Source organism: Ruegeria sp. AK4 (assembly GCF_056541025.1).
In genome coordinates this window covers 294,865-317,222 of the sequence record NZ_JBQFXS010000006.1, presented here as the reverse complement: position 1 = coordinate 317,222, position 22,358 = coordinate 294,865, and the positions used below count along the sequence as shown (strand labels likewise).

The window sequence follows — 22,358 nt, the reverse complement described above, 5'->3', positions numbered from 1 at the left end:
GCCTGTCACGGCTTCTATCCGATTACAGAAACCGCTGCCACGGTTCAACACAGGAAAGACTCTATGATGACTAACGTCACATCCCTTCGGGTGGCCGATCTGCCGCAAAACGCCCCCACGCCGTTTGACCTGCGCCCGGGGCCCGAGGCGCTGGAAGCGCTGAAAAACGATCTTCAGCTGCTGGGCCTGCGCAAACTCAGCTTTGTCGGCCAGGTGCGCGCGCAGGGCAAACACGACTGGGAGCTGACCGGCAAGCTGGGCGCGACCGTGATTCAACCCTGCGTCGTCACGCTTGAACCGGTCACGACCCGGATCGACATCCCGGTGTCCCGCCTGTTTCTGGCCGACTGGACCGACCCGGACGAAGCCGAGTTCGAAATCCCCGAAGGCGACGAGGCCGAGCCGCTGGGACCCGAGATTGACCCGGCGCAGGTGATGGCCGAGGCGCTATCCCTCGCCCTGCCTCAGTACCCGCGCAAGGACGGTGCGGAACTGGGTCAGGCCGACTATACCGAACCCGGCAAGCAGGCGATGACAGACGAAGATGCCAAGCCTTTTGCCGGATTGGCGGGATTGCGCGATACGCTGAAAAAAGACGAGTGACAGGGCGCGGATTTCCTGTCATAGCAGGCGGTCAGAAAAATCGCTTGAACATACCGAGAATCGCAGTATTTTCGCGCGCTCATCGGATTTTGGGTTGGACATTGCGGGGCTCGTCCCCTAAACGCGCGTCAAACCACGATAAAACGAACTACGAAACCCGGGTCGGCAGCGAATCTGCGGCCCCCAGTCAGACAAAGGTTGAGACCATGGCCGTCCAACAGAACAAAGTTTCCAAGTCGCGTCGCAACAACCGCCGCGCACACGACGCTCTGGTTGCTGCAAACCCGAACGAATGCCCGAACTGTGGCGAGCTGAAACGCCCGCACCACGTTTGCGCGTCCTGCGGCCACTATGATGATCGCGAAGTCGTCGCGCAGGCCGACGAAATCGATCTGGACGAAGACGCAGCCTAAGCCTGAACGAGCGCAGGCCAAGGCATGACTGAACAACCCACGCACGCCGGAAGGATCACCATCTCGGTAGACGCAATGGGTGGGGACGCAGGTCCCGCAGTCGTTGTTGCAGGCATTGCGAATTCGGCCAAAAAGAACCCCGAAATCGGGTTTCTGCTGCACGGTCCGGAACAGACGCTGCGCAAGCTTGTCGCCAAACGGCGTGTCCTTGATGGGCGCGTCGTTTTTCGTGATTGCCCCGACGTGGTCACGATGGAGGACAAGCCCAGCCAGGTTGTGCGCAACGGCAAGCAGACCTCGATGTGGTCCACGCTCGAGGCCGTGCGCCAGGGCGAGGCGCACGGGGCGGTGTCCTGCGGCAATACCGGCGCGCTGATGGCGCTGTCGATGATGCGCCTGCGCAAGCTGCCGGGCGTGAACCGTCCCGCCATCGCGATTCTGTGGCCATCTCGGAACCCGCAGGGGTTCAACGTGATGCTGGACGTGGGCGCGGATGTGCGCGCCGATGCCAAGGACCTGTTGCAATACGCGCTGATGGGGGCGTCCTACGCGCGCAACGGCATGGCGCTGACCCGTCCCCGGATCGGTCTGCTGAACGTGGGCACCGAAGAACACAAGGGCCGCGCCGAGCTGAAAGAAGCCCACGCCATGATCTCGGACTTCGCCGGCCCCGCGAATTTCGACTTTGTGGGCTTTGTCGAAGGCAGCGACATTCCCGGCGACAAGGCCGATGTCATCGTGACCGACGGCTTCACCGGCAATGTCGCGATCAAGACCGGCGAAGGCACCGCCAGCCTGATCGGCGACCTGCTGCGCCACGCGTTCAAGTATTCACCCCTGTCCCGTCTGGCCTCGGTACTGGCGATCACATCGCTGAACCGGTTGAAAAAACGCATCGATCCGCGCCGGGTAAATGGCGGCGTTTTCCTTGGCCTGAATGGTACTGTGGTCAAATCCCATGGCGGCGCAGACGCGACCGGCGTATCGGCGGCGGTCAAGCTTGCATTCACCCTGGCCCAGTCAGGATTTGCCGAAAAATTGGCGGCACGGGTTGCATCAACGGCCCAGCTTGCCCAAGATGCCGCGCAATCTGCGCCGCAGACGGAAAAATAACCAAAAAGGCAGTACCCCAACATGGCAGGCCGTTCAGTTGTTGTAGGTGTCGGGCATTATTTGCCTGAACGTGTTGTTCCGAATTCCGAGTTTGAAAAGACGCTGGACACCACCGATGAATGGATCCGGACCCGCTCGGGGATCGAACGCCGCCACTTTGCTGCGGATGGCGAGACCACGTCGGACCTTGCGACTCATGCCGCCGAGGCGGCGCTGACCGATGCGGGACTGACGGCGGATGATATCGACGCCATCGTTCTGGCAACCTCGACCGCCGATCTGACCTTTCCGTCGGCGGCGACGATGGTTCAGGCCCGGCTGGGCATGACCAAGGGCTTTGCCTTTGACGTTCAGGCCGTATGTGCCGGATTCGTCTTTGCGCTCAGCAACGCCAACGCGCTGATCCTGTCGGGTCAGGCCAAACGCGTTCTGGTGATCGGGGCCGAGACCTTTTCCCGAATCATGGACTGGAGCGACCGATCCACCTGTGTGCTGTTCGGCGATGGCGCGGGCGCGCTGGTGCTTGAGGCGCAAGAGGGCGAAGGCACCCCCGCCGACCGTGGCATTCTGGCGACCGATCTGAATTCGGACGGGCGCTACAAGGATCTGCTCTATGTCGATGGCGGCGTGTCGACCCATACGACCGGGCACCTGCGGATGCAGGGCAATCAGGTCTTCCGCCATGCTGTTGAAAAGCTTGCAAAAACGGCTGAAACCGCCTTGGACCGAGCGGGCCTCGGCAGTGCCAATGTCGACTGGGTCGTGCCGCATCAGGCCAATATCCGCATCATTCAGGGCACCGCCAAAAAGATGGGCCTGTCGATGGATAACGTGGTGGTTACGGTACAAGATCACGGCAATACATCCGCCGCCTCGATCCCGCTGGCCCTGTCTGTGGGCAAGGAACGGGGGCAGATCAAGAAGGGCGATCTGATCGTGACCGAGGCCATCGGCGGCGGTCTGGCCTGGGGCGCGGTGGCGCTGCGCTGGTAACAGGCGCAATCCGGCTTACACAGCCGCCTGCAATTCATTGATATTGACAGCGAATTTCCCCTGACCCTATTCTTTCCTATCAACAGGGGAATTGGCATGGGCGACAAAACACTGACCAGAATGGATCTGAGCGAGGCCGTCTTTCGTGAAGTTGGCCTTTCACGCAACGAAAGTGCGCAACTGGTCGAAAGCGTTCTGAACCATATGTCCGACGCACTTGTGCGCGGCGAGCAGGTCAAGATTTCATCCTTCGGCACCTTCAGCGTTCGCGACAAGACCGCCCGTATCGGCCGCAACCCCAAAACCGGCGAAGAGGTTCCGATTCAGCCCCGCCGCGTTCTGACCTTCCGCCCGTCGCACCTGATGAAGGATCGCGTCGCCGCCGGGAACCGCAAGTAAGTCAGAGGTCCCGCAGAGATGAGCAAGTCCCCCGACGCGTTTCGCACGATCAGTGAGGTTGCGGACTGGCTGGGAGTGCAAGCCCATGTGCTGCGGTTCTGGGAAAGCCGGTTCAGTCAGGTCAAACCCGTAAAGCGTGCAGGCGGTCGGCGGTATTACCGGCCCAACGACATGCGGCTGCTGGGCGGTATCAAGAAGCTGCTGCACGAGGATGGCATCACCATCAAGGGCGTGCAGAGCATCCTGCGCGAACAGGGCGTGGCCCATGTTGCCGCCCTGTCTCAGCCGCTGGACGAACCTGCCGAGGCTGATGCCACCGTGGTTCCTTTCACCGCGAAACAGCCCGCCTCAGCCGAACAAATACACATGGACTTGCGTGAGCCCAAGGTGCAGCAAGCCGTGCCGGAAAGCCCAAAACCCGCCGTTGCACCCGCGGACCCCGCACCGCGCGAGGTGGAACTGGACACGGCCCCGCTGCTGGGCGGTGTGGCGTCGCTGGCCTGGAACCGCGACGAATACGACGACGCGCTTCTGGCCCGAATCGCGCCGATTGCGCGGGACCTGCGCGTGTGGCTGGATCGGGTGGAAACCAAGGTGGCGGGATAGGAAAAAAGGCATTGTTTTCCTCTTGCCCCTGCCGGGAAAATCTTTATGAACAGCCCAACGTCGGGCTATGGCGCAGCCTGGTAGCGCGTCCGTCTGGGGGACGGAAGGTCGCAGGTTCGAGTCCTGCTAGCCCGACCAAATCACACCGACGTTTATGGCACACAGGCCAGATCCCGCTCTGGCATCAGGGGGGATCGGAATGACCGGCGTATGCCCAAACCAGCAGATCGAAGCGATGATCGCGCGGGGTGAAATCACCGCCAGCCCCGAGATCATTCCGGCTCAGGTTCAACCCGCCAGCCTTGATTTGCGTCTGGGGACAGTGGCTTACCGCGTCCGCGCCTCGTTTCTGGCCGGCGAATCCCGCTCGGTAGCCGACCGTCTGGCCGAGTTCGAGATGCACCGCATCGATATCACCGATGGCGCGGTTCTGGAAAAAGGCTGCGTCTATCTGGTACCGCTGATGGAATCGCTGGCTCTGCCCGATGATGTCAGCGCGGTGGCCAACGCCAAAAGCTCGACCGGGCGGCTAGACCTGCTGACCCGCACCATCACCGATGGCGGGGCCGAGTTCGACCGGGTGCCCGCAGGGTATACCGGGCCTTTGTTTGCCGAGATTTGCCCGCGTTCCTTCTCGGTCCTCGTCCGCCCCGGCATGCGCTTGAACCAGATCCGGTTCCGGCAGGGTCAGGCGGTTCTGACGGATGCCGAACTGGCCGCGCTGCACGCCGACTCACCGCTGGTGGATGGCCCTGCGGTGATTCAGGACGGGTTGGGCTTTTCGGTCGATCTGCAACTGCCCGACACCGATCTGGTGGGCTACCGCGCCAAGCCGCATACCGGCGTGATCGATCTGGACCGGATCGGAGGGTACGACCCGCAGGACTATTGGGAGGAAGTGCGCACCAAAGATGGCCGCATCATCCTCGACCCCGGCGCGTTCTACATCCTCGTCAGCCGCGAGGCGGTGCATATCCCGCCGATGTACGCCGCCGAGATGGCCCCCTATCTGGCAATGGTCGGTGAATTCCGGGTGCATTACGCGGGCTTCTTCGACCCCGGTTTCGGCCACGCCGCCGCCGGTGGCGCAGGCTCGCGCGGTGTGCTTGAGGTCCGCTGCCACGAAGCGCCATTTGTGCTGGAGCACGGTCAGGTTGTCGGTCGCCTGGTCTATGAGCGCATGGCCGAGATGCCCACGCAGCTATACGGCGCGGGTATTGCGTCGAATTATCAGGGGCAAGGCCTGAAACTGTCCAAGCATTTCAAAGCTGGTGGTTAAAACTTCATGAACCGGCGCATCTGGCGGGTCATCCGCTGTGCCTGTTTCATGTTCTGCTTTTGCCGCTTGGAGTTGTCCGCCATCTGGCGCCGGGCCTCTGGGTCACGCGGGGCTTGCCCCGGTTTGCCCGCCCGACTGGCCATGTCAAAGCCCTTGTCCACGCCGCGCATCACCAGCCGCCGTATGACCTGACGCACGATCATGTCGATGATCCGGTTCGCGTTCATTGCTCAACTCCGTTTGCTGGAACACAACTTAAGGGGTCTTTGCGGTCGAAAAAGGGCCGGTTGGTCACTCTTCCTCGAAAAGTTCCGTCTGATCCTCATCCGCTTCGTCTTCGCGGCCCTCGCCCAGCGGGATCGCCCCCGGCGGCGGGCGGTTTTCCAGCAGCCCTGCGGCGCGCAGTTCCTTGAGCCCCGGCAGGTCGCGGGCGTTTTCCAGACCGAAGTGATCCAGAAACTGCGGCGTCACCACAAACGTCACCGGGCGGCCCGGTGTCATGCGGCGGCGACCCAGCCTGATCCACTCCATCTCAAGCAACTGGTCGATGGTCCCGCGCGACACCGACACGCCCCTGATCTCTTCGATTTCCGCACGCGTGCAAGGTTGGTGATATGCAACGATAGCGAGTGTTTCGATGGCGGCGCGGCTCAGCTTGCGGGTTTCGACCGTTTCCTTCTGCATCAGAAAGCCCAGATCAGGCGCGGTGCGAATGGCCCATGCCTCACCCACGCGCACGACGCGGACGCCGCGCCCCTCGTAGCGTTTCTGAAGAAATTCAACCGCTTGCGCCGCGTCGCTGCCGTGGGGCATCCGGGCCTCAAGATCGGCTACGGTGACAGGTTCGGCACTGGCGAACAGAACCGCCTCGACCATCCGTTCCTGTTCCGCCAGCGGCGGGGCTTCGAACAGCATGCCGGTCTCTTCGGGGGCGTCAGTCACGTGTTTCGGTCCTTTTCCGCAGATGGATCGGAGCGAATGTCTCTCTCTGCTTGATCTCCATATGTCCTTCCTTCACCAGTTCCAGCGAGGCCGCAAAGGTCGCCGCCGTGGCCGAGCGTCTGCGCACCGGGTCGGCATCCCAGCCATCGGGCAGATAGGTCTCCATATCCGTCCAGGTCCCGGCAAACCCGATCAGCGGGCGCATCCGTTCCAGCGCCTGTTCCATCGTGAACACCGCGTCGCGATCCATGACAAAGGGGCGGAATTCGTCGCGGGTGCGGATGCGGGCATAGCCTTGCATCAGGTCCAGCAGCGTCGCGGAATAGGTCACGGTGCGGATACGGGTGACATCCTCACCCTGCCCGCGCTTGAAGAAATCGCGCCCCAACTGGTCGCGCGCCATCAGCCGTGCGGCAGCATCACGCATGGCCTGCAGACGTTCCAGCTGGAAGGCCAGATGGGCGGCCAGTTCCTCGCCCGAAGGCCCTTCGTCATCCGGGTCCGGCGGCAGCAGCAGGCGGGATTTCAGGAACGCCAGCCACGCCGCCATGACCAGATAATCGGCAGCCAGTTCGATCCGCAGCGCGCGGGCCTTTTCGACAAAGGCCAGATATTGCTGCGCCAGCGCCAGAACCGAGATTTTCCGCAGGTCGACCTTTTGCGTCCGCGACAGGGTCAGCAGCACGTCCAGCGGGCCTTCGAACCCGTCGACGTCAACGATCAGCGCTTCGGCTGCGAGACGATCCGCGACCGAGACCGGGTCTTCGCTGAAAAGGTTATCGTTCATATACCTGCCCGCCCATTAGGGCAGATAGTTCCGCCTCGGCGGCTTGGATGTCAAGTTCCTGCGGGGCTTTGCGCATGGCCAGCGCGCGTTCCGCGCGGGTTTGTGCCATGTCCGACATCTGACCTGCAGCTTCCAGCACTTCGGCACGTTCTGCAAAGCTTCCGTTGCAGTGCAGGACAACATCGCAACCGGCCTGCAATGCCTGCTGCGACAGGTCCGCGGCAGACCCGCTGAGCGCTTTCATTGAGATGTCGTCGGTCATGATCAGGCCATCAAAGCCGATCACCTCGCGGATCACGCGCATCATCGGTGCCGAAATCGTGGCCGGAGCGAGGTCAACCTGTTCGAAGACCAGATGCGCCGTCATCCCCATCGGCAGATCGTTCAGGGCGCGGAAGGGCGCGAAATCGCTTTCTTTCAGGTCCTCCAACGGCAGGTCAACGCGCGGCAGATCGTGGTGACTGTCCAGCGTCGCGCGACCGTGGCCGGGCATGTGTTTCACGACGGGCAGAACACCGCCATCCAGATGCGCCTGCGCCACGGCGCGTCCGATCTTGCCGATATGGTCCGCGTCACCGCCGTAGCACCGGTTGCGCAGAAAGGCATGAGTTTCGCTCCGCGCCACATCCACCATCGGGGCGCAATTGCTGTCGATGCCCAGTTCGAACAGCTCATGCGCAATCAGGCGATAGCGCAGGTACATGGCCCGTTCGGCCTGATCCCCGGCGCGGTCCGCGTGATCCAGCGGCGGCAGCCATTCGCGGGCCAGCGGGGCGCGCAGACGTTGCACGCGCCCGCCTTCCTGATCGATGGTGATGGGGCAATTGCGGCCAACCGCCTCGCGAAAGTCATCGCACAGGGCGCGGACCTGGTCGGCGGTGTCGATATTGCGGGCAAACAGAATGAACCCGAACGGGTTCATCTGGCGGAACAGCGCGCGTTCCTCATCACTCAGGCGCAGACCTTCGGCATCGGTGATCGTGGCACCGAAATTCACCGCACGGCCACCGGGATGCAATCAGCCCCCTGCGCCACCAGCGCGGCGCAGAACTGGCGCGAGTCGCTCAGATCATCGAAGCCCAGCACGCGCAGGCGGTAGAACGTGCGCCCACCGCTTGAGGTTTTCTGGATAACACGCTGTTTTCCGTCCATGTACTCGCCAAACCGCCCGTTCAGCCGCGCCCATTCGGACTTGGCAACACCCACGCTTTCATAGGCCCCCAACTGCGCCAGACGGGTCCCCTTGCTCAGCGTGTCGGGATCAACATCCAGACCCACAGCCGTTTTGACGGCGGCACTGATCGCGTCCTCGGCAGGTGCACTGCGCAGGCTACGGGCCGGGCGGGTATGGGGCCGCAGAGACCGACGCACACCGGGCAGCGCCGCCAGTTCCGGGTCCGGCAGCGATGCCGCCAGATCGGCAGGGTCAATGGCGGGCTCGTCGTCAGGGGTTGCCAACGCGGCGATTTCCACGCCTTCGTCCTGCGGCTGTTCCTGTCTCGCCGCCTCTCCGGCCAGTTCCGCGACCAGCGCGTCAACGGCGTTCTGCCGCAATTCAGCCGCTTCCCGGTTCGAGATCGGCTCTTCAATCACATGCACCGCTTGCGTCGGCTTCAGCTCACCGGCGGGCAGGTCCTCATCCGTCAGGGACACCGGGCGCGGGGCAAGGATCAGGCGATCTGCCGGGGCCGCAGCCGAACCTTCAGCGGCCACCGCATTTACAGCAAGGCCCTGATGATCCGCAGGCGTACCGCCCGGCTTTTCGGGCTGGATGCGCATCGGCCCCTCGGCCGCGCGCACAACCGGAACGCCGCTGACGTCCCGCATGACCAGCTTGTAACCCCAGACACCGACCCCAACGACCAACGCCACCGAGGCAACCGCACCCAGCACATTGACCGCGCGCCCCAGACCAAAAGACCGCGCAGGCGCGTCGTGGCCCTGCACGTCTTCGGGATACTCATACGCATCCTGCGCATGGGGTTGATTCGTGTAATGCGCGTGCTCGGGGCGCTGTTGCCCCGAGTAATCGTAACTCGTCATATCCGCCTCACCGCCCGTTTCGCGCCTGAAAACGGGCGCGCGGGTCATTTCTTGCCTACCTCGTACCGGCGGTTCGGGCGATATTTGTTACCGCATCTCCTGCGCCGGAGTGACGCCAAGAATACCCAAGCCCGCTGAAATCACAACAGAAACGGCCCGGGCCAATGCGATTTTTGACTGGCTTGTGGCAACATCGCCATCCTGGATGAATCGCAGCTGGGTTTCGTCATTGCCCTTGTTCCACAACGCGTGGAAGTCGCCCGCCAGTTCGTACAGGTAAAAGGCAACACGGTGCGGTTCGTTGGTGCGTGCCGCGATTTCTACCAGACGCGGCCATTCGGCCAGCTTCTTGGCGACGGTCAGTTCCGACGCATGGTCGATCTTGCCCAGATCAGCCCCTGAAAGGGTCGCGTCGTCAGCGGAGATCCCGGCCTCGGCGGCGCGGCGCAGCACGCTCATGACGCGGGCATGGGCGTATTGCACGTAGAACACCGGGTTCTCGCGGCTCTGCTCCAGCACCTTGTCGAAATCGAAATCCAGCGGCGCGTCGTTCTTGCGCGTCAGCATCACGAACCGGGTCACATCCGGGCCAACCTGATCGACCACATCGCGCAGGGTGACAAAGTTCCCGGCCCGTTTCGACATCTTGAACGGCTCGCCATTCTTCCACAGCTTCACCAGCTGGGTCAGCTTGATATCCAGCGACACCTTGCCATCGGACAGGGCTGACACCGCCGCCTTCATCCGCTTGACATAGCCCCCATGGTCCGCACCGAACACGTCGATCAGCGCGTCAAAGCCACGGGTCACCTTGTCATAGTGATAGGCAATGTCGGGGGCAAAATAGGTCCAGCTACCGTCCGATTTCTTGACCGGGCGGTCCACATCGTCACCATGTTCGGTCGACTTGAACAGGGTCTGCTCGCGCGGTTCCCAATCCTCGGGCTTCTTGCCTTTGGGCGGCTCCAGCACGCCTTCATAGATCAGGCCCTTGTCGGTCAGCGACTCCAGTGCAGCCTCGATCCGACCCGTGCCATAGAGCGACTTTTCCGAGAAGAACACATCCATCTCAACGCCCAGCGCCTTCAGGTCGGCGCGGATCAGGTCCATCATCGCGTCGGTCGAAAACTCGCGCAGGTCCTCAAGCCACTCGCTTTCAAGCTTGTCGATCAGGCTGTCGCCGTATTTCTCTTTGAGAGCCTCACCGATCGGGATCAGGTAGTCGCCGGGATAGAGCCCCTCGGCAATCTCGGGGCTCAGCCCGTTGGCCTCGCGGTAGCGCTCATAGGCGGACCGCGCCAGCACATCGACCTGCGCGCCGCCATCGTTGATGTAATACTCGCGGGTCACATCATGGCCGGAATAGGCCAGCAGGCTCGCCAATGCGTCGCCGAACACGGCGCCGCGCGTATGCCCAACGTGCAGCGGGCCGGTCGGGTTGGCCGAGACGTATTCCACGTTCACTTTCTGCCCGTGACCCATGGTCGAGCGGCCATAATCGGTGCCCTTTTCCAGCACAGCAGCCAGCACACCCTGCCAGACGGACGGCGCAAGACGCAGGTTCAGGAACCCCGGCCCCGCCACCTCGGCACTGGTAACGCGGTCATCCAAAGCCAGTTTCCCGGCCAGCACATCGGCAATGTCGCGCGGCTTCATCTTCGCAGGCTTGGCCAGCACCATCGCCGCATTGGTCGCCATGTCGCCATGCGCCGCATCGCGCGGCGGTTCGACCGCCACGTTGTCAAAGCTCAACCCCTCGGGCAGCGTGCCTTCGGACTGCATCTGCGCCAGCGCGTCCAGTACCAGGCCGCGGATCTCGGAAAACAGGTTCATTTCGGATGTCCTTTTGCTTGCCCGGCGGTTTACCACGCAAAGCGCCAAGGTCAATGGACGCCTAAAGTTTGAGCTTGGTTTGGCGCACGGGCCGGGTAATCTCGGCCAACCAGACTGATCGGAGATCTGCCATGCGCCACGCCCTGCCCCTTGCCCTGCTTCTGACCACCGCGCTGCCCGCTTGGGCCGAAATCCCGGCCCCCAAGGGGCACGTCATCCTGACACTCGGCGGCGCGATCGAGACAACCAACCTGCCCGCGCGTGGCGAGAACGACGGCGGCCTGTTGGGTTATCTCGAAGTCACCCACGACGGCGCGGCAGGCTTTGACGCCACGATGCTGGACGGGTTGGAGCAAACCCGGATCACGATCCCCTACGGCCCGCCGGACAACCAGCGCGACTATACCTTCTCGGGGCCGCTGCTGTCCGAGGTGATGGCCATGGCCGGTGCCGAGGGCAAATCCGCGCTACCCATGGCGATGGACGGCTATCAGGCGGAAATCCCGTGGCAGAGTATCGAGGCACATCAACCCATCGTGGCGACCCACGCCGACGGCGCGCCGATGGGGATCGGTGGCTATGGCCCCACGATGATCGTGTTCCCGCCCACGGATGACGAAGACCTGGCTCAGGAACAGGCGGGCCAACAGGTCTGGGCCATCGCCTATATCGCGATCGAGTGATCGCCGGTCAGGCGGGCGTGGTCCTGCAAGGCAAACCGGTCGGTCATGCCCGCGATATAGTCCGACACGATGCGGGCCAGCGCCGTTTCGCCCTCTGCCGCTTCGATGTCTGCATGCCAGCGCGCGGGCATTTGCCTCGGGTCGTTCAGATATATCGGAAAGAGCTCCTGCACCACCTTGCTGACCTCGGCCCGCACCTGCATCACCGCGGGCGCGCGGTACATCCGGGCAAACAGAAAGGCGCGGATTTCTTTCAAATGCGCCCAAAGTTCGGCTGAGAACTGCACGACCGGATAGCCCAGATTGCGGATATCCTCGACCGACTGCGCACTCGAGGTTTCGATCAGGTTTCGGGATGTGTCGATGACATCCGAGACCATAACGCCAAACACCCTGCGCAACGCCTCATGCCGCCGCCGATAGGGATCGAGCCCGGGGTATTTGCGATCCACCTCGGCGTAGCAGTCGCCCACGATGGGCAATTGCTCGATCTCATCATCCGAAAAGAGCCCCGCCCGCAGCCCATCCAGCAAATCGTGGTTGTTATATGCTATGTCATCCGACAGCGCCGCCACCTGCGCCTCGGCACTGGCATGGGTGTGCAGTTCCAGATCAAAGCCGCCATTGCATTCGGCCAGCGCCCAGGGCAGTTCCCCCAGCACCGGACCGTTATGCTTGGCGATGCCTTCAAGGCACTCCCATGTCAGGTTGCAGCCGTCGAATTCTGCATAGTGCCGTTCCAGTTTCGTGACGATCCGGATGGCCTGCGCGTTGTGATCGAAGCCGCCATACGGTTCCATCAAGGCATGCAGAGCATCCTCGCCCGTATGACCAAACGGCGTGTGCCCCAGATCATGCGCCAATGCGACCGCTTCGGTCAGTTCCGGGTTCAGGCCCAAAGCCCCGGCAATCGTGCGCGCCACCTGCGCCACCTCGATGGAATGGGTCAGGCGGGTGCGATAGCTGTCACCCTCGTGCTCGACAAACACCTGAGTCTTGTGTTTGAGCCGCCGAAAGGCGCTTGCGTGAATGATCCTGTCCCGGTCGCGCTGAAAGCAGGACCGGAAACTGCTCTCCTCTTCCGGCACCAAACGCCCTCTGGCGCGGCCCGGATCCGAGGCAAAACCCGCTCGCTCCACTCGTCTTGTCCTTGTCGCCTGTCGTCAGGTCTCATATATTGTACCGTGGTTCAGAAATAAACCTTTGGAGACCGGCATGAATCTGCCCCCGACAGTCACAGAACGCGCCTTTGATCGTCTGGCCGAAATCGGCGCGGCAGATCAGGGCCAGGCCCTGCGCGTCGCGGTGGAAGGCGGCGGATGTTCCGGTTTTCAATACGAAATCGCGCTGGACACCCCGAAAGAGGATGATCTGATCCTGGAAGGCAAGGGCCAGAAAGTGATCGTCGATTCAATTTCGCTGCCGTTTCTGGAAAACGCGGTCATTGATTTCACGCAGGAACTGATCGGCGCGCGGTTTGTGATCGAGAACCCCAACGCCACGTCCTCCTGTGGCTGCGGCACGTCCTTTTCGATGTAGCGCCGGTGGGGGCTTTGCCCCCACGCCCCCAGGATATTTTTAGACAGATGAAGCAGGGATCCGCTCCCCAGCTTGTATGCCGGAGAGCTTCACCTGTCGCGGTCATCGGCGTCCCCGCCTGTACCGCCTGATCTTCTTCACTCCAAATGGTTAAAAATCCGTTTCTTCATCTGTCCAGAAATATCCCGGAGCGCGAGGCAGAGCCTCGCAAACCCGCCCACCACTTGCCGCTGGGGTTTGTATGGGCGATAGGTTGCCACAGGCCAACGGAGGACCGCGCATGAAAATCGCCACGTTCAACATCAACGGCATCAAGGCGCGGGCCGAGGCCCTGCCCCGCTGGCTGGACGATGCGCAGCCCGACATTGTGCTGCTGCAAGAAATCAAATCGGTCGATGAGAACTTCCCACGAGAGATATTTGAAGATCGCGGCTACAATGTCGAAACCCATGGGCAAAAGAGCTTTAACGGTGTGGCGATCCTGTCCAAACTGCCTCTGGAAGACGTCACGCGCGGTTTGCCCGGGGATGACGAGGATGAGCAGGCGCGCTGGATCGAAGCCACTGTCATCGGTAAAAAGCCCCTGCACATTTGTGGGCTCTACCTGCCCAATGGCAACCCCGTCCCCGGTCCGAAATATGACTACAAGCTGGCCTGGATGGAGCGTCTGTATGATCGCGCCCGTGATCTTATGGCGGCGGAAGAACCGGCCCTGATGGCAGGGGACTACAACATCATTCCGCAAGCCGAAGACGCGAAGCGCCCGGATGACTGGCGCGAGGACGCGTTGTTCCGGCCGGAAAGCCGCGCCGCGTTTCGCAAGATTCTGAACCTCGGGTTCACCGAGGCGTTTCGGGCGCGCACGCAGGGGCCCGGGCATTACTCGTTCTGGGATTATCAGGCCGGGGCGTGGAACAAAAACGACGGCATTCGCATCGATCATTTCCTGCTGACCCCGCAGGCCGCCGATCTGATGCGGGATTGCCGGATCGATTCAGAAGTGCGCGGGCACGAGAAGCCCTCGGACCACGTACCCGTCTGGATCGATATGGACCTCTGAGGTCTCAGACGGTCGCGTCGTACCGATAAATCCACTCATAGCGCCGAGACAGTCGTGGGCCGATGACCGTCAGGGCTGCCTGCGCCGCGAGCCGGGTGGCTCCGGTCAGGTGGAAATTGCGTGCATTGGCGTTGGCGGCGTCAACGACTTTCTGCGCGCGCGGTCGTCGCGTTTGTTCATAAGCGGCAAGCGCTCGGGTTACGCCGGGTTGTTCCTTGAAGGACCGGGCCAGTATCCACGCGTCTTCCAGTGCCATACACGCCCCCTGTGCCATAAAAGGCAGTGTCGGATGCGCCGCATCGCCCAGCAGCGTCAGCCGCCCGTTTTGCCATTTGTCAGAAACGGGGCGCAGGAACAAAGCCCAGAGATGCGCCTGTTCCACCTTGGCGAGAATGTCACGAACCGGCCCGCCGAAATCGGCAAAGCGCGCGCGCAGATCGTCCGGGTTCCCGGGACGGCGCCAGCCCTCCTCGTGCCAGTCCGAGCGTTCCTCGATTGCCACGATGTTCAACAGGCGTTGGTCGCGCAAAGGGTACGTCACGACGTGGCGGTGGGGACCCATTGTCAGTGTCGCTTTCGGGTTTGCGTCGTGGTGTTCCCAGGGAATAGTCGCGCGCCAGGCAACCTGATGGGTGAATTGCGGGTCTTCGGGTCCGTTCAGGATGGGCCGAATGATGCTGCGCCCGCCATCCGCAGCGATGGCACATTCGGCGCGCAGCCTTTCCCCATCGTCCAGTCTCACCTCGGCCTCGCCGGGGTGTTTAACCACCTGCGTGACACGTGCACCCAGACGGATATCGACGCCCGCCTGTTGCGCTGCCTTGTGCAACAGGTCCAGCAGATCGGCGCGGTGGTAGTAATAGGTCGGCCCAGCAGATGGGCCCGGCAGACGGCTGATAAGGCGACCCTTTCGGTAGTCCCGCAGCAGAGTGCCATGCGATCTCTGCCCCGCTTGGGGAACATCACTCACCACACCCAGCGCGCGCAGAACGCACATTCCGTTGGCGCTGATCTGCAGACCCGCGCCCACCTCGGTCAGGGCCGGGGCCTGTTCCAGCACCGTGACCTGAGCGCCGGATTGCCGCAGAGCCAGCGCAACGGCCAGCCCTCCGATCCCACCGCCGATGACGCAGAATTTCAGCCCGTCGATATTCATGGCACCGGCTTAACGCAAAAACGCCGGAGCGACAGGCCCCGGCGTTTGTGTTTTACCAAGTTTCCCAGCGATCAATCGTCGCGGTGGACTTTTTCGCGGCGCTCGTGACGTTCCTGCGCTTCAAGCGTCATGGTGGCAATCGGGCGGGCGTCGAGACGTTTCAGCGAGATGGGATCACCGGTCTTTTCGCAATATCCGTATTCGCCTTCGTCGATCCGCCGCAGGGCTGCATCAATCTTGGCGACCAGCTTACGCTGACGGTCCCGTGTGCGCAGTTCCAGTGCCCGATCGGTTTCTTCGCTGGCCCGATCTGCAACATCGGGAATGTTCCGGGTATTGTCCTGTAGCCCTTCGATCGTGTCGCGGCTGCCTGCTAAAAGTTCATTTTTCCAATCCATCAGCTTGCGGCGAAAATACTCAAGCTGTTGATCGTTCATAAACGGTTCATCTTCGGCCGGTCGGTAATCTTCCGGCAGAAAAACTTCCTGCTTCATACTTGCTCCCTCGGTATGGCCAGAAACGTCGTTGGTTGCGGTCGTTTCACCTGACATTTGGCACCCCCTTCTGCGCTGCATGTATCCGACGCGCGTGGGAATGTCACTACACAAACGTAGCGCAGACGCGCCGTCACAAGAACCAGTCTAAGTATGAGACTTTTAGAAACAAAACCTTGTTTTTCTGTGAACTTTGTCAGGCCATTTTGGGGCGCGTTACAACCCATGCGGCACCCGGTCCCGCGCGAATCAAGCGAAACGGTTTGAAGTCGCTGCGAAATTCTTCAAACGCGACGCCGGGGCCCGGGTTGTAAAAAACCCTGGCTCTCTGTAACCCGGGAACAACAATTCAGCCCGCACATCTCGCGAATCTATATGAGGGGTCCATGACCGCACGTTTTCAAGGCACAGCCGAATATGTCGCCACCGACGATCTGACCATTGCCGTGAACGCAGCCGTCACGCTGGAACGTCCGCTGCTGGTCAAGGGTGAGCCCGGCACCGGCAAGACCGAACTGGCGCGGCAGGTGGCCGGGGCGCTGAGCCTGAAGATGATCGAGTGGAACGTCAAATCCACCACCCGCGCGCAGCAGGGCCTGTATGAATACGATGCGGTAAGCCGTCTTCGGGACAGCCAGTTGGGCGAGGAACGCGTGCATGACGTGTCGAACTACATCCGCAAGGGCAAGCTTTGGCAGGCGTTTGAAGCGGACGAAAAGGTCGTTCTGCTGATTGATGAGATTGACAAGGCCGATATCGAATTTCCCAACGACCTGCTGCAGGAACTCGATAAGATGGAGTTCCATGTCTACGAGACCGGCGAGACGATCCGCGCCAAGCACCGTCCCATCGTGATCATCACCTCGAACAATGAAAAGGAACTGCCGGACGCCTTCCTGCGCCGCTGCTTTTTCCACTACATCCGTTTCCCGGATGAAACCACGATGCGCCGGATTGTCGAGGTCCACCATCCCGGCATCAAGGACGCGCTGCTGACCACCGCGCTGACCCAGTTCTACGAAATCCGCGAAACGCAGGGGCTGAAGAAAAAGCCCTCGACCTCGGAAGTGCTGGACTGGCTGAAACTGCTGCTGGCCGAGGATCTGACGCCCGAGGACCTCAAGCGTGACGGCGCGAACGCGTTGCCCAAACTGCATGGCGCTTTGCTGAAGAACGAACAGGATGTGCACCTGTTTGAACGGCTGGCCTTCATGGCCCGGTCAAAGCGGTAACGCAGGGCTGATCGGCGCGCGGGGATCACGGCTTGCCTTACGGCGGGCTGAATGCAAGCATTGTGCATGGCCCACCGCTCGGGTCCCGGCACCAAAACAGCAGAGCAGGACGTCCCTTGGCCGACACATTGACAATTCGCCCCCTGCGGCCCGAGGACAAAGAACCCTGGGCCGCGATGTGGCACGACTATCTGGCGTTTTATGAGACCTCGGTGCCGGATGAGGTCTATGACACGACCTTTTCGCGCCTGCTGGGCGAGGATCCGCAGGATTTTTCGTGCTTCGTGGCCGAACAGGACGGCCAGCTTGTGGGCCTGACCCACTACCTGTTTCACCGCCACGCGTGGAAGGTGGAAAACGTCTGTTATCTGCAAGACCTGTTCGCCCGCCCCGAAGCACGCGGAACCGGTGTCGGACGGGCGCTGATCCAGGCGGTTTATGACGAAGCCGACCGGCAGGGCGCGCCCTCGGTCTATTGGTTGACGCAGGATTTCAACCACACGGCCCGGCAATTGTATGACCGGATCGGCAAGAAGACGCCCTTTATCCGGTACAACCGCTCATGATGCGGTGGGGTGCATTCCTTCTGGTGGCTGCGCTGTCGGCCTGTACGCAGGTGGACCGGATTGAGCTTCCGACCCGGGTCAACGTCACCGAAATATCGCTGCCCCCTGCCAAGAGTTTCGCCCGCGCGTATCCGATGGCTCCGGCCCGTTCGAACAGGAACATCGCCGCCGATTTCGTCTCGCTGCATTTCGAGCTTGAAAGCGGTGCCCCCCTGCCCGTCTTCACCCGGTTCGAAACGCCCGTTACCCTGCGCCTGACCGGAACCCCGACCCCAAGCATGCAGCGGGATCTGACCCGCCTGCTGAACCGTATTCGGCGCGAAGCGGGGATCGACATTCGCCAGATCGACGAAGGTCAGGCCAACATCACCGTCGAGGCCGTTAGCCAAGAGCAAATCCACCGCGTCCTGCCGAACGCCGCCTGCTTTGTCGTTCCCAATGCCTCGAGCCTGGAAGAATATCGCCGCGACAGGCGCAAGGCCAAAAGCAGCTGGACCGAGCTGCGCCGACGCGAGCGGCTGGGTATCTTTATTCCATATGACGTCAGCCCGCAGGAAATGCGCGATTGCCTGCATGAAGAGATCGCGCAGGCGCTGGGGCCGCTGAACGACCTGTACCACCTGCCGGATTCGGTGTTCAACGACGACAATATCCACACCGTTCTGACCGGCTTCGACATGCTGATCCTTCGGGCGGCCTATGCGCCCGAACTGCGAACTGGGATGACCCGCGAACAGGTTGCCGCCGTCATTCCCGGCGTTCTCAGACGGTTGAACCCACGGGGCGAGAACCTGCCGGTAGAGTCGTTCTCGGAAACCCCTCGGGAGTGGATCGACGCGATCCAGAAATCGGTCGGGGCCGGGCCGGGTTCTCCGCGGCAGATGCGGGCGGCCAAAATGGCGGCGCAGATCGGTCAGCAGATGGGCTGGACAGACCACCGCCGCGCCTATCCCTACTATCTGATGGGCCGAATGGTGCAGTTCGATAACCCCGAAGAGGCGCAGCGCCAGTTTCAGATCGCCTTGCAATACTTGCGCGCAGCACCGGGCACCGAGGTACATCAGGCACATGTCACCACCCAGACCGCAGCCTATGCGCTGGCGCAGGGTGAAGGCCCCCGTGTGCTGCCCGATCTGGACCGGGCCATAACCGTTATGACGCGGGCCGAGAACGCCTCGATCCTCGCCACGCTTCTGTTGCTGAAGTCCGAAGCGCTGCGGCAGGCGGGCCGAACGCAAGAGGCACGCTCGGTCAGGCTGGACAGTCTGGGGTGGGCGCGCTACGGCTTCGGCTCGGATCTGGTGGCACAGTCGCTGACGCAGGACGTCGCGGCCCGAGCCCCGGCAAACGGCAGCAGAGGTGGATGAAACACATATGTTAGTGGTTCTGGGAATGGCGCTGATCGGGGCAATCCTGGGCGCGTTGACCGCGCGCAAACGCAACGGCAACGCGGCGGACATGGCGCAATATGCCGCCGGGTATGGCATTGCCTTTGCACTGGTCGGCCTCATAATCTCGATGGTGCTGGTCCGACTGGTGGTATAACGCGATGTTCCTGCCGTTCTTCGAAAATCTCCGCAATGCAGGCATTCCTGTATCGCTGCGCGAATATCTGACCTTTCTCGAGGGGATGAAAAAAGGCCTCGCCACCTATGATGTCGAGGCGTTTTACTACCTCGCCCGCGTGTCGATGGTGAAGGACGAGCGCAACATCGACAAGTTCGACCGCGCCTTTGCCGCAAGTTTTGAAGGGCTGGATCAGATCAGCTTCGATCAGGTGCTGGAAGCCGTGGATATCCCGGCCGAATGGCTGGCGAAAATGGCCGAGAAGCATCTAAGCGAGGAAGAAAAGGCCGAGATCGAAGCCCTTGGCGGCTTCGACAAGCTGATGGAGACGCTGCGCGAGCGGCTCAAGGAACAACAGGGCCGCCATCAGGGCGGCAACAAGTGGATCGGGACCGCCGGGACCTCTCCGTTCGGGGCCTATGGCTACAACCCCGAAGGGGTGCGCATCGGGCAAAAGGAAAGCCGCCACCAGCGCGCGGTCAAGGTCTGGGATAAGCGTGAATTCAGGAACCTGGACGACACGGTTGAACTGGGCACCCGCAACATCAAGGTCGCCCTGAAACGCCTGCGCCGCTGGGCGCGCGAAGGGGCTGCCGACGAACTGGATCTGGACGGCACCATCCGCGCCACCGCCGAGCATGGCTATCTGGACGTCAAAACCCGTCCCGAGCGTCACAACGCGGTCAAGGTGCTGCTGTTCCTTGACGTGGGCGGATCAATGGACCCGCATATCAAGGTGGTCGAAGAACTGTTTTCCGCCGCGCGGACCGAGTTCAAGCATCTGGAATACTACTACTTTCACAACTGCCTGTACGAAGGCGTCTGGCGCGACAACCGCCGCCGCTGGGATCAGCAGACCCCCACGCATGAGGTCCTGCGCACCTATGGCGGGGACTACAAATGCATCTTTGTCGGCGACGCCTCGATGAGCCCCTACGAGATCGCCTATCCCGGCGGCGCAAACGAGCACTGGAACCAGGAGGCCGGTCAGGTCTGGCTGCAACGCGCGCGTGAGCAGTGGCCGTCGAACCTGTGGATCAACCCGGTGCCCGAGAAATACTGGGGCTACACCCACTCCATCGGCATGATTCAGGAGATATTCGAGGACCGCATGGTGCCGATGACACTGGCCGGGCTGGAACATGGGATGCGCGAACTGACGCGATAGGCCCGGCCCGCGGAGTCAGGCCTGATTTCCGGTGTCCGCGTCTTAGGCGGGCTTTGCCATCACCGCCGGGGCCGGTTGTGTCGCCCGGCTTTGGGTCAGAAAGATCGCCCCCAGAATCAGCGCACAGGCCACGGCCTGCGCCGGGCTGATAACCTCGCCAAAAGCAAAGACACCAACCGCGAACATGGTCGGCAATTCGATGCTGCCACTCACAGCGGTGCGCGTGGTGCCAATCAAAGGGGCGCAGATGGTAAAGATCAGTTGCGGAATAAGCGCGGTCAGCAGGCCGATACCGACGACGAGCATCCAATCCGAACGGTCGCGCGGTATCATCTCGGCAGCGTCCGAGTTCAGCACCAGCGGCATCAGCCCCAGAACCGATCCCAGCGAGACAGATGCCAGCCGGGCCAGCGGCGGGATGCGTGACAAGCGATGCACCATAACGCAGATGCCAAGGCCAAATCCAAACGGGGCGGCAAGGGAAATCAGCAATGTCACCAGATGCTCTCGCCCGACCGCGGCGGGTGAGGCCGCGATAACCGCGCCCAAAATGATCAGACCAACCGCGATCAGCCCGCGCCGGCTGGGAGTGTCTTTGAACAATACCCAGGCAATCAGCAGCGTGAACACCGGATACGTCATGTAAATCACGCCCACCGTGGATGCGGGCACCGATTTCAGCGCGGTCACGTAGCCGACCCAGCCTAGCCCGATAAACGCACCGGCAGCCAGACCCCACAGGATTTCGCGCCATGCGGATCTGCTCCGAACCAGAAACGGGAACAGAAGCACCGCCGCCAGAATATAGCGATAGAAGGACACGGCATGCGATGCCAGCCCCTGATCGGTCAGGCCCCGACTGAAATAGGGAACCAGCCCGACGCCGATCGACGCGAACAGCATCCCGCCCACGGCAAGCGGGTAAGGAATCGCGGGCTGATGAGTCTGTGTGATCTGATCCATGCGCCCGCGATATCAGGTTGCGCGGGTCCGTAAAGACTCAAGATCACAGCATTTGGTATTTTTTGATATTTTATACAATTGTGTTGCTCATCGACACTTGCAACTGGGCACGATTGACCCGGCGGCGGGGCCTGATCTGGTAAAACCCATTGCCCTGCCCGTCGCAAAGCCCCATATCTTAATCATGCTGCGCCTTACCCCAATCCTGCTGGCCATCGCCTATGCCTTTGTGATGTACCGGATTTCCGTCTGGCGCACGCATCGCGAACTGGATGCCAAATCGACCGAACTTGCCGACCCGGCGCTGAAACGGATGACGGACAGACTGGCGGTTGCTTTGGATGTGCAGCGGGTGCCGGTCTATATCTACGAGATCGACCCGGTAAACGGGCTGGCCGCGCCGGACGGGCGGATATTCATAACGCGCGGTTTCTATCGCAAATTCCGCAACGGAGAAGTGTCGGCCGAAGAGATGGCCAGCGTGATCGCGCATGAGCTGGGGCATGTGGCACTGGGCCATGCGCGGCGGCGGATGATTGATTTTTCGGGACAAAACGCGTTGCGGACCGCGCTTATCATGGTTTTGAACCGGTTTATCCCATTTGTCGGTGCAATGATCGCAAATGCGCTGACATCGCTTCTGGCCTCGCGCCTGTCACGCGCCGATGAGTATGAGGCGGATGAATACGCAGCCGCCCTGCTGACCAAGGCAGGGATCGGCATCGGGCCGCAGAAATCCTTGTTTCATAAGCTGGAAGACCTGACGCAACAACGCGCCGGAATGGTGCCCGCCTGGTTGATGAGCCACCCCAAAACCGAAGAACGGATTGCGGCGTTGGAAGCGCTTGAGCAGCGTTGGGCGGGTGGCTGATGGCAGCGCAGCGAGAGGCCAGCCTCTCGCGCTCTCCGGGATATTTTTG

Annotated in this window: 26 protein-coding genes and 1 tRNA gene; 17 read left to right on the top strand and 10 right to left on the bottom strand. The window is 61.8% G+C overall.

The annotated features are described in order from the left end of the window. The first annotated feature begins 66 nt into the window (after positions 1 to 66). From ACR0EZ_RS13775 to ACR0EZ_RS13740, 8 genes are all read left to right on the top strand, one after another. The gene (locus tag ACR0EZ_RS13775; RefSeq protein WP_480613947.1) at positions 67 to 603 is read left to right on the top strand and encodes a YceD family protein; all 537 of its coding nucleotides are present in this window, start codon (positions 67 to 69) and stop codon (positions 601 to 603) included. Positions 604 to 809: 206 nt separating this feature from the next. Beyond that, positions 810 to 1,016, top strand: a complete 207-nt coding sequence (rpmF, locus tag ACR0EZ_RS13770) for a 50S ribosomal protein L32 (protein ID WP_008756996.1) — start codon at positions 810 to 812, stop codon at positions 1,014 to 1,016. A gap of 24 nt (positions 1,017 to 1,040) precedes the next feature. Next, entirely contained in the window at positions 1,041 to 2,129 is a 1,089-nt protein-coding gene (gene plsX, locus ACR0EZ_RS13765; RefSeq protein WP_480613906.1) for a phosphate acyltransferase PlsX, read from the top strand. A 21-nt stretch (positions 2,130 to 2,150) separates the two neighbouring features. Continuing rightward, on the top strand, positions 2,151 to 3,122 hold the full coding sequence (locus ACR0EZ_RS13760; protein ID WP_480613904.1) for a beta-ketoacyl-ACP synthase III: 972 nt from the start codon (positions 2,151 to 2,153) through the stop codon (positions 3,120 to 3,122). 96 nt (positions 3,123 to 3,218) lie between these two features. Further along, the gene (gene ihfA / locus ACR0EZ_RS13755) at positions 3,219 to 3,521 is read left to right on the top strand and encodes an integration host factor subunit alpha (RefSeq protein WP_008755922.1); all 303 of its coding nucleotides are present in this window, start codon (positions 3,219 to 3,221) and stop codon (positions 3,519 to 3,521) included. Between the two features lie 18 nt (positions 3,522 to 3,539). Then, complete coding sequence (locus ACR0EZ_RS13750) at positions 3,540 to 4,127, top strand: MerR family transcriptional regulator (RefSeq protein WP_480613902.1); 588 nt, start codon at positions 3,540 to 3,542, stop codon at positions 4,125 to 4,127. Between the two features lie 61 nt (positions 4,128 to 4,188). Next, positions 4,189 to 4,265, top strand: a tRNA-Pro gene (locus ACR0EZ_RS13745). A gap of 61 nt (positions 4,266 to 4,326) precedes the next feature. Beyond that, positions 4,327 to 5,406, top strand: a complete 1,080-nt coding sequence (locus tag ACR0EZ_RS13740) for a 2'-deoxycytidine 5'-triphosphate deaminase (RefSeq protein ID WP_480613900.1) — start codon at positions 4,327 to 4,329, stop codon at positions 5,404 to 5,406. Here ACR0EZ_RS13740 and ACR0EZ_RS13735 read toward each other — a convergent pair. The 6 genes from ACR0EZ_RS13735 to argS all read right to left on the bottom strand — a co-directional run bounded on the left by ACR0EZ_RS13735 (position 5,403) and on the right by argS (position 11,011). Next, on the bottom strand, positions 5,403 to 5,633 hold the full coding sequence (locus ACR0EZ_RS13735) for a hypothetical protein (protein ID WP_480613898.1): 231 nt from the start codon (positions 5,631 to 5,633) through the stop codon (positions 5,403 to 5,405). The genes ACR0EZ_RS13740 and ACR0EZ_RS13735 overlap by 4 nt on opposite strands. Positions 5,634 to 5,697: 64 nt before the next feature. Next, positions 5,698 to 6,348: an SMC-Scp complex subunit ScpB gene (scpB, locus tag ACR0EZ_RS13730; RefSeq protein WP_480613896.1), complete on the bottom strand. Its 651-nt coding sequence runs from the start codon at positions 6,346 to 6,348 to the stop codon at positions 5,698 to 5,700. Next, complete coding sequence (locus ACR0EZ_RS13725; protein WP_480613894.1) at positions 6,341 to 7,135, bottom strand: segregation and condensation protein A; 795 nt, start codon at positions 7,133 to 7,135, stop codon at positions 6,341 to 6,343. Before ACR0EZ_RS13725 ends, scpB begins: the two co-directional genes overlap by 8 nt. After that, positions 7,125 to 8,132, bottom strand: coding sequence for a beta-N-acetylhexosaminidase (gene nagZ, locus ACR0EZ_RS13720; RefSeq protein ID WP_480613893.1), 1,008 nt, complete (start codon positions 8,130 to 8,132; stop codon positions 7,125 to 7,127). The genes ACR0EZ_RS13725 and nagZ overlap by 11 nt, the downstream gene beginning before the upstream one ends. Continuing rightward, positions 8,129 to 9,226, bottom strand: coding sequence for an SPOR domain-containing protein (locus ACR0EZ_RS13715; RefSeq protein WP_480613891.1), 1,098 nt, complete (start codon positions 9,224 to 9,226; stop codon positions 8,129 to 8,131). Before ACR0EZ_RS13715 ends, nagZ begins: the two co-directional genes overlap by 4 nt. Before the next feature lie 39 nt (positions 9,227 to 9,265). Further along, complete coding sequence (argS, locus tag ACR0EZ_RS13710) at positions 9,266 to 11,011, bottom strand: arginine--tRNA ligase (protein ID WP_480613889.1); 1,746 nt, start codon at positions 11,009 to 11,011, stop codon at positions 9,266 to 9,268. 131 nt (positions 11,012 to 11,142) lie between these two features. Between argS and ACR0EZ_RS13705 the strand changes: the two genes are divergently transcribed. Next, on the top strand, positions 11,143 to 11,694 hold the full coding sequence (locus ACR0EZ_RS13705) for a putative pterin-binding protein (protein ID WP_480613887.1): 552 nt from the start codon (positions 11,143 to 11,145) through the stop codon (positions 11,692 to 11,694). On the opposite strand, the gene ACR0EZ_RS13700 is transcribed toward ACR0EZ_RS13705, so the two are convergent. Then, positions 11,676 to 12,833, bottom strand: coding sequence for a deoxyguanosinetriphosphate triphosphohydrolase (locus ACR0EZ_RS13700; RefSeq protein ID WP_480613885.1), 1,158 nt, complete (start codon positions 12,831 to 12,833; stop codon positions 11,676 to 11,678). The genes ACR0EZ_RS13705 and ACR0EZ_RS13700 overlap by 19 nt on opposite strands. A gap of 76 nt (positions 12,834 to 12,909) precedes the next feature. Here ACR0EZ_RS13700 and ACR0EZ_RS13695 point away from each other — a divergent pair, with 76 nt between their 5' ends. Further along, positions 12,910 to 13,233 (top strand): HesB/IscA family protein, encoded by a 324-nt coding sequence (locus tag ACR0EZ_RS13695; RefSeq protein WP_480613884.1) that lies wholly within the window; start codon positions 12,910 to 12,912, stop codon positions 13,231 to 13,233. 280 nt (positions 13,234 to 13,513) lie between these two features. Continuing rightward, positions 13,514 to 14,293 (top strand): exodeoxyribonuclease III, encoded by a 780-nt coding sequence (gene xth, locus ACR0EZ_RS13690; protein WP_480613882.1) that lies wholly within the window; start codon positions 13,514 to 13,516, stop codon positions 14,291 to 14,293. A 4-nt stretch (positions 14,294 to 14,297) separates the two neighbouring features. Here xth and ACR0EZ_RS13685 read toward each other — a convergent pair whose 3' ends face one another. Together ACR0EZ_RS13685 and dksA are read right to left on the bottom strand one after the other, a co-directional pair. Further along, positions 14,298 to 15,449 carry an FAD-dependent monooxygenase gene (locus ACR0EZ_RS13685; protein ID WP_480613880.1) on the bottom strand — a complete coding sequence of 384 codons (1,152 nt, stop codon included), beginning with the start codon at positions 15,447 to 15,449 and terminating at the stop codon, positions 14,298 to 14,300. A 71-nt stretch (positions 15,450 to 15,520) separates the two neighbouring features. Next, on the bottom strand, positions 15,521 to 15,943 hold the full coding sequence (dksA, locus tag ACR0EZ_RS13680) for an RNA polymerase-binding protein DksA (RefSeq protein WP_480613878.1): 423 nt from the start codon (positions 15,941 to 15,943) through the stop codon (positions 15,521 to 15,523). Positions 15,944 to 16,329: 386 nt separating this feature from the next. Here dksA and ACR0EZ_RS13675 point away from each other — a divergent pair, with 386 nt between their 5' ends. The 5 genes from ACR0EZ_RS13675 to ACR0EZ_RS13655 all read left to right on the top strand — a co-directional run bounded on the left by ACR0EZ_RS13675 (position 16,330) and on the right by ACR0EZ_RS13655 (position 20,475). Then, entirely contained in the window at positions 16,330 to 17,175 is an 846-nt protein-coding gene (locus ACR0EZ_RS13675) for an AAA family ATPase (protein ID WP_480613876.1), read from the top strand. Between the two features lie 116 nt (positions 17,176 to 17,291). Continuing rightward, a complete protein-coding gene (locus tag ACR0EZ_RS13670) occupies positions 17,292 to 17,741 on the top strand; it encodes an N-acetyltransferase family protein (protein ID WP_480613874.1) in 450 nt (149 codons plus the stop codon). Next, positions 17,738 to 19,108: a DUF2927 domain-containing protein gene (locus ACR0EZ_RS13665; protein ID WP_480613872.1), complete on the top strand. Its 1,371-nt coding sequence runs from the start codon at positions 17,738 to 17,740 to the stop codon at positions 19,106 to 19,108. Before ACR0EZ_RS13670 ends, ACR0EZ_RS13665 begins: the two co-directional genes overlap by 4 nt. A gap of 7 nt (positions 19,109 to 19,115) precedes the next feature. Next, on the top strand, positions 19,116 to 19,286 hold the full coding sequence (locus tag ACR0EZ_RS13660) for a hypothetical protein (protein WP_480613870.1): 171 nt from the start codon (positions 19,116 to 19,118) through the stop codon (positions 19,284 to 19,286). Positions 19,287 to 19,290: 4 nt separating this feature from the next. Next, positions 19,291 to 20,475 (top strand): vWA domain-containing protein, encoded by a 1,185-nt coding sequence (locus ACR0EZ_RS13655; RefSeq protein WP_480613868.1) that lies wholly within the window; start codon positions 19,291 to 19,293, stop codon positions 20,473 to 20,475. Positions 20,476 to 20,517: 42 nt separating this feature from the next. On the opposite strand, the gene ACR0EZ_RS13650 is transcribed toward ACR0EZ_RS13655, so the two are convergent. Next, entirely contained in the window at positions 20,518 to 21,438 is a 921-nt protein-coding gene (locus ACR0EZ_RS13650; protein ID WP_480613866.1) for a DMT family transporter, read from the bottom strand. A 184-nt stretch (positions 21,439 to 21,622) separates the two neighbouring features. Here ACR0EZ_RS13650 and ACR0EZ_RS13645 point away from each other — a divergent pair, with 184 nt between their 5' ends. After that, positions 21,623 to 22,309, top strand: a complete 687-nt coding sequence (locus ACR0EZ_RS13645) for a M48 family metallopeptidase (protein WP_480613946.1) — start codon at positions 21,623 to 21,625, stop codon at positions 22,307 to 22,309. Positions 22,310 to 22,358 lie beyond the last annotated feature (49 nt).

Bases quoted from the DNA above. Each gene is read 5' to 3' on its own strand.
- ACR0EZ_RS13775 (WP_480613947.1), top strand. From the start codon at position 67: ATGACTAACGTCACATCCCTTCGGGTGGCCGATCTGCCGCAAAACGCC.
- rpmF (WP_008756996.1), top strand. From the start codon at position 810: ATGGCCGTCCAACAGAACAAAGTTTCCAAGTCGCGTCGCAACAACCGC.
- plsX (WP_480613906.1), top strand. From the start codon at position 1,041: ATGACTGAACAACCCACGCACGCCGGAAGGATCACCATCTCGGTAGAC.
- ACR0EZ_RS13760 (WP_480613904.1), top strand. From the start codon at position 2,151: ATGGCAGGCCGTTCAGTTGTTGTAGGTGTCGGGCATTATTTGCCTGAA.
- ihfA (WP_008755922.1), top strand. From the start codon at position 3,219: ATGGGCGACAAAACACTGACCAGAATGGATCTGAGCGAGGCCGTCTTT.
- ACR0EZ_RS13750 (WP_480613902.1), top strand. From the start codon at position 3,540: ATGAGCAAGTCCCCCGACGCGTTTCGCACGATCAGTGAGGTTGCGGAC.
- ACR0EZ_RS13740 (WP_480613900.1), top strand. From the start codon at position 4,327: ATGACCGGCGTATGCCCAAACCAGCAGATCGAAGCGATGATCGCGCGG.
- ACR0EZ_RS13735 (WP_480613898.1), bottom strand. From the start codon at position 5,633: ATGAACGCGAACCGGATCATCGACATGATCGTGCGTCAGGTCATACGG.
- ACR0EZ_RS13725 (WP_480613894.1), bottom strand. From the start codon at position 7,135: ATGAACGATAACCTTTTCAGCGAAGACCCGGTCTCGGTCGCGGATCGT.
- ACR0EZ_RS13715 (WP_480613891.1), bottom strand. From the start codon at position 9,226: ATGACCCGCGCGCCCGTTTTCAGGCGCGAAACGGGCGGTGAGGCGGAT.
- argS (WP_480613889.1), bottom strand. From the start codon at position 11,011: ATGAACCTGTTTTCCGAGATCCGCGGCCTGGTACTGGACGCGCTGGCG.
- ACR0EZ_RS13705 (WP_480613887.1), top strand. From the start codon at position 11,143: ATGCGCCACGCCCTGCCCCTTGCCCTGCTTCTGACCACCGCGCTGCCC.
- ACR0EZ_RS13695 (WP_480613884.1), top strand. From the start codon at position 12,910: ATGAATCTGCCCCCGACAGTCACAGAACGCGCCTTTGATCGTCTGGCC.
- xth (WP_480613882.1), top strand. From the start codon at position 13,514: ATGAAAATCGCCACGTTCAACATCAACGGCATCAAGGCGCGGGCCGAG.
- ACR0EZ_RS13685 (WP_480613880.1), bottom strand. From the start codon at position 15,449: ATGAATATCGACGGGCTGAAATTCTGCGTCATCGGCGGTGGGATCGGA.
- dksA (WP_480613878.1), bottom strand. From the start codon at position 15,943: ATGAAGCAGGAAGTTTTTCTGCCGGAAGATTACCGACCGGCCGAAGAT.
- ACR0EZ_RS13675 (WP_480613876.1), top strand. From the start codon at position 16,330: ATGACCGCACGTTTTCAAGGCACAGCCGAATATGTCGCCACCGACGAT.
- ACR0EZ_RS13665 (WP_480613872.1), top strand. From the start codon at position 17,738: ATGATGCGGTGGGGTGCATTCCTTCTGGTGGCTGCGCTGTCGGCCTGT.
- ACR0EZ_RS13660 (WP_480613870.1), top strand. From the start codon at position 19,116: ATGTTAGTGGTTCTGGGAATGGCGCTGATCGGGGCAATCCTGGGCGCG.
- ACR0EZ_RS13655 (WP_480613868.1), top strand. From the start codon at position 19,291: ATGTTCCTGCCGTTCTTCGAAAATCTCCGCAATGCAGGCATTCCTGTA.
- ACR0EZ_RS13650 (WP_480613866.1), bottom strand. From the start codon at position 21,438: ATGGATCAGATCACACAGACTCATCAGCCCGCGATTCCTTACCCGCTT.
- ACR0EZ_RS13645 (WP_480613946.1), top strand. From the start codon at position 21,623: ATGCTGCGCCTTACCCCAATCCTGCTGGCCATCGCCTATGCCTTTGTG.